This is a genomic window from Rhizobacter sp. P1_G5, assembly GCF_056405435.1.
This window is the reverse complement of record NZ_JBFUCB010000473.1, coordinates 1-4,864: the sequence shown is the minus strand read 5'-3', so window position 1 is coordinate 4,864 and position 4,864 is coordinate 1. Positions and strand designations below refer to the sequence as shown.

Annotated in this window: 4 protein-coding genes; 2 read left to right on the top strand and 2 right to left on the bottom strand. The window is 70.1% G+C overall.

Annotated elements, in window-relative coordinates:
• The first annotated feature begins 29 nt into the window (after positions 1–29).
• A complete protein-coding gene (locus AC1D12_RS24845) occupies positions 30–860 on the top strand; it encodes an outer envelope protein (protein ID WP_465110390.1) in 831 nt (276 codons plus the stop codon).
• A 7-nt stretch (positions 861–867) separates the two neighbouring features.
• Here the strand turns inward: AC1D12_RS24845 and AC1D12_RS24840 are convergent, their stop codons facing one another.
• The gene (locus AC1D12_RS24840) at positions 868–2,589 is read right to left on the bottom strand and encodes a M14 family metallopeptidase (RefSeq protein ID WP_477843526.1); all 1,722 of its coding nucleotides are present in this window, start codon (positions 2,587–2,589) and stop codon (positions 868–870) included.
• Positions 2,590–2,711: 122 nt separating this feature from the next.
• On the opposite strand from AC1D12_RS24840, the gene AC1D12_RS24835 reads away from it, so the two are divergent.
• On the top strand, positions 2,712–3,737 hold the full coding sequence (locus AC1D12_RS24835) for an RNA methyltransferase (RefSeq protein ID WP_477843524.1): 1,026 nt from the start codon (positions 2,712–2,714) through the stop codon (positions 3,735–3,737).
• A gap of 5 nt (positions 3,738–3,742) precedes the next feature.
• Here AC1D12_RS24835 and AC1D12_RS24830 read toward each other — a convergent pair.
• Positions 3,743–4,864 (bottom strand): thiamine pyrophosphate-dependent enzyme (locus AC1D12_RS24830; RefSeq protein ID WP_477843522.1); only part of this gene is annotated, 1,122 nt, incomplete at its 5' end.

Here is a 4,864-nt window from a genome sequence, read left to right as displayed (position 1 = left end):
TCACCAACCCCATCCCGAAGGATTCCCCCATGCGTACACGAACCCTGTCGAAGGTCGCGGCCTGTGCCGCGCTGGCCGCCTGCGCTGCCGCCGCCCATGCCGCCGAGTGGAGCGACGCCTTCATCGGCTTCACCTATGGCAACAAGTTCAAGGAACCCGGCAGCGACGCGGACGTGAAGAAGAAGGTCGCGACGCTGCAATACGTGGGCGGCTACAAGTACGGCGTCAACTTCTTCTCGATCGACATGCTGGCCTCCGACGAGAACAACCCGGCCAACAATAGCGACCGCGGCGCGCACGAGGTGTATGCCACCTACAGCAACACCGTGAGCTTCGGCAAGGTCAGCGGCAAGCCGATGAAGTTCGGCCCGATCCGCGATGTCGGCTTCCAGTTCGGCTTCGATTTCAACTCGAAGAACGATGCCTTCGGCGCCGGCCTCACGAAGTACATCGCCGGCCCGAAGGTGGAGTTCGACGTGCCCGGCCTGCTGACGCTCGGGCTGCTGTACTACAAGGAGAACAACAACAACTCGATCGCCGGCACGCACGTGAACTTCGATGCGGCGCCGCGCCTCGCGACGGTGTGGAGCTTCGACTTCAACGCCGGGCTGCCGGCGGTGTTCAAGGGCTGGGGCACCTGGACCGGCGAGAAGGGCAAGGACGGCTTCGGCGGCGACACCGCGGCCGAGACCTGGACCGAGATGGGCCTGCTGTGGGACGTGGGCTCGGCCGCCGGCACGCCGAAGACCTTCTATGCGGGCCTCGGCTACCAGTACATCAAGAACAAGTTCGGCAACCCGTCATCGCTGGCGGGCACCAAGGTGTCGGCGCCTTCGCTGAAGGCCGAGTACCACTTCTAGCCGCAGCTCAGTCGAGCACGACCTCGGTCTTGACCGCCCCGGCGCGGTCCGCGCGTGCGCTGAGTGCCAGCCGCGTGCCCTTCGGCGCGCGCACCACCCACTCCGCCACCGCGCGGTCGGCCGTCACCTCGCGCGTCGGCAGGAAGGCCTGCAGCGTGCTCTTCGGCCCGTGGCCCTCGAGCTGCGGGCCTTCGATGCGCTCCTTGCCGCTGACCAGCGACACCGTCGCATCGCCCGGCGGCAGGTGGATCTCGAACATCGTGCCGCGCACCGTCTTGCGCGCCAGCGCCCGCTTGCTCACGTAGGCGGGCAGGTAGCCGCTGTTGCACACCGCCAGGCGCACGCGCCAGGTGTCGGGGCCGAGCGCGCGCACCTCGGTGCGCAGCAGCTCCAGCTTGGGCAGGCTCAGCGCGATCTGGTCCATCCACGCCGGGAAGCGCGCCGCCTCGCGCTCGCGCAGCGCCGGCGGCGGGTTGCGCCAGAAGTTCATCTTGTCCCAGCCACCGATCTCCACCGGCCCGAGCTGCGGGTGGTGGAAGGGCTTCCACTCGACGTGGGCCTGGCCGCCGCACTGCTCGTCGCTCCACTTCAGCAGCTTCAGGTCGTCTTCCACCGGGTGGTCGCGGAACCAGTCGATCCACTTGTAGCCGCTGATGCCGGCCTCCTTGTTCGGCGACCACAGCTCCACCACCCAGAACAGCGCGCCCAGGTGCTCGTACACCCAGTCCTGCGTGCCGGTGATGACCTCCTTCGGGTGGTACTTGAAGTCGTGCCAGATGCTGATGGCGGGGTAGCCCGTGAGCTTCTCGCCGATCGCGCTGAAGCGCTTGTACGACCACAGGTCCTCCGGGATCATGTCGTCGTCGCTCTGCGTGCCCATCGGCCGCAGGATCACGCCGCTGTGCGTGTGGTAGCTGATGGCCGCGCCGATGTTCGGGTGCTTCAGGATGAACTCGACCATCGCCCGCACCTCGGGCTCGCTGGCCGGGTACGGGCCGGCGCCGACCTGCTCGAACTCCTGCCGCCAGGCAGAAGGGAAGTTGCGGTTCAGGTCCAACCCCTCCTGGTCGCGGTTCACGTTGACGGTCAGCCCGTCGTAGTTCTTCAGCAGGCCCTCGGGCATCAGCCGGTAGTACTCGCCGCCGAACTCGCCGGGCTCGCGCGGCACCATCAGCCGCTCGTCCTGCGGGCACTTCTTGTAGGTGCCGTGCGGGTCGGGGATGCGCATCGTCAGCATGCGGCCATCGCCATCCACGTCTTCGAGCGTCAGGCCCTCGACCGGCTCCTCGTCGTACGGGTAGCTGCGCGTCGACGAACGGATGTGGCGCGGCCGGTCGGCCAGCGCGAGCTCGGCGCCGTCGGGGTTGATGCGCGGGCACAGGTAGATCACGCGGGTGTCGAGCAGCTGCGTGACCTGGCGGCCGATCTCGTCACCCTGGCCGTACTGCGTCACCAGGTGGTGCAGGTAGTACAGGCAGGTGGTGCTGGCCGTCAGCTCGGCGGCGTGGATGTTGCCGTCGGCCCAGAACGCGGGCTTGTCGGTGTCGGGGCCGGTCGCGGTGTTGGTGACGGTCGCGAGCCAGATGTCGCGGCCTTCGTGGCTCTTGCCGATCGACTGCACCTGCACCAGGCCGGGGTGCGCGGCGGCGTAGTCGAACAGCAGCTGGGTCAGGGCGTCGTACTTGTAGAAGATGTCGAAGCGGGGCGTGGGCGTGGCGGGCAACGTCATGGCGTACGTCTGGGCGGTGATGATGCGAAGCAGCGAGTGTCGCGCAAGGCGGGCTTCGGCGTCGGCCCTCGACGTGGCCCCGCCGTGGCCCGTTAGACTGTGGCGCCTCTTCGCCGTCTCCCATGCGCATCACCACCCTCCGCCAGCAGCTTCGCGAACTCGGCGCCAAGCCGGTCCACGAGGAACGCGTGCTGCGCCAGTGGTCGCGCGCGCTGCCGCAGGATGCCGGCAAGCGCCGTCCGGAGGATTTCCTGCCGCTCGCGCTGCGCGAGGCCCTGCCGGCGCTGGTGCAACAGCTCGACGGCCTGGCGCGCCTGCGCTCCGAGCACCCGGCCGACGACGGCTCGGCCCGCCTGCTGGTCGAGCTGCCCGATGGCCAGGCGGTCGAGAGCGTGCTGCTGCCGCGCGACGGCCTGTGCGTGTCGACCCAGGTCGGCTGCGCGGTGGGCTGCGTGTTCTGCGCGACCGGCCGCGACGGGCTGCTGCGCCAGGTCGGCAGCGCCGAGATCGTCGCGCAGGTCGCGCTGGCCCGCGCGCGCCGGCCGGTGAAGAAGGTCGTCTTCATGGGCATGGGCGAGCCGGCCCACAACCTCGACAACGTGATGGAGGCCATCGAGCTGCTCGGCACCGCCGGCGGCATCGGCCACAAGAGCCTGGTGTTCTCGACCGTCGGCGACCCGCGGGTGTTCGAGCGGCTGCCCGAAGGCCCGGTGAAGCCGGCGCTGGCACTGTCGCTGCACACCACCAAGGCGGCCTTGCGCGAGCAGCTGCTGCCGCGCGCGCCGCGCATCGCGCCCGATGAACTGGTCGAGCTCGGCGAACGCTATGCGCGCGCCAGCGGCTACCCGATCCAGTACCAGTGGACGCTGCTCGACGGCATCAACGACGGCGACGACGAGATCGACGGCATCGTGCGGCTGCTGCGCGGCAAGTACGCGATCATGAACATGATTCCGTACAACACCAACGAGGGGCTGGACTTCCGGCGGCCGAGCGCGGAGCGCGCCGAGGCCATCGCGCGCACGCTGCACGGCCGCGGCGTGCTGACGACGCTGCGGCAGTCGGCGGGGCAGGACGTGGAGGGCGGTTGCGGACAACTCCGGGCGCGTGCGCTGCCGGCGGGCAGCATTCCGATCCACGCCACCTGATCCTGCTATCCGAGCCGCACCTCGTCGTGCGCACAGCCGGCCGGGATCATCGGCCAGCAGTTCGCCTCGGGCGTCACGACCACGTCGAGGAAGAACGGGCCCGGGCTCGCGAGGCACTCGGCGAGCGCCTCGTCGAGTGCGCCGCGCTGATCCACGCGGCGCGCGCGCCAGCCGAAAGCCTTCGCGAGCGCGACGAAATCCGGCTGCACGTCGAGCGCGCTCTGGCTGGTGCGCCCACCGTGCACCAGCTGCTGCCACTGCCGCACCATGCCCATGTGGCCGTTGTTCAGCAGCACCACCTTGACCGGTGCGCCCGCCTGCACGGCCGTGGCCATCTCCTGGATGTTCATCAGGATCGACGCATCGCCGCTGACGCAAACCACCAGCCGGCCCGGGTGCGCGACCTGCGCGCCGATCGCCGCCGGCAGCCCGTAGCCCATCGTGCCGGCCCCGCCCGAGGTGAGCCAGCGCCGCGGCGCGTCGAAGCGCAGGTGCTGCGCGGCCCACATCTGGTGCTGGCCGACGTCGGTCGAGACGATCGCGTCGCGGCCGTCGAGCGCTGACTGCAGCCGCGCCAGCAGCGCCTGCGGCGCGATCTGGTGCGGCGTGTCGTCGAAGGCGAGCGAGCGTTGCGCGCGCCAGCCGTCGATGCGCGCCCACCACGCGTCGAGCCGCTGCGGGTCGAGCGGCTGCGGGCCGAGCATCTCCAGCAGCGACTGCAGCAGCCAGCCGCAATCGCCGACCAGCGGCACCTGCGTCTTCACGACCTTGTTGATCGAGGTCGGGTCGATATCGACGTGGATGAAGCGCGCCTCAGGGCAGAAGCCGTCGAGCCGCCCGGTGACGCGGTCGTCGAAGCGCGCGCCGACGCACACCACCAGGTCGGCGTCATGCATCGCGAGGTTGGCCTCCAGCGTGCCATGCATGCCCAGCATGCCGAGGAACTGCGGGCTCGATGCCGGGAAGGCGCCGAGGCCCATCAGCGTCAGCGTGCACGGCGCGTGGCAGCGGCGCACCAGCTCGGCGAACGCCGCGCACGCGGCGGGGCCGGCGTTGATCAGGCCCCCGCCGCCGTAGAACACCGGCCGCCGTGCCTCGCGCAGCGCGTCGACCGCGCGGCGCAGCGA

What these genes read in the sequence shown, in the direction of transcription:
- AC1D12_RS24845 (WP_465110390.1), top strand. Translation starts at nt 30, where the DNA reads ATGCGTACACGAACCCTGTCGAAGGTCGCGGCCTGTGCCGCGCTGGCC.
- AC1D12_RS24840 (WP_477843526.1), bottom strand. Translation starts at nt 2,589, where the DNA reads ATGACGTTGCCCGCCACGCCCACGCCCCGCTTCGACATCTTCTACAAG.
- AC1D12_RS24835 (WP_477843524.1), top strand. Translation starts at nt 2,712, where the DNA reads ATGCGCATCACCACCCTCCGCCAGCAGCTTCGCGAACTCGGCGCCAAG.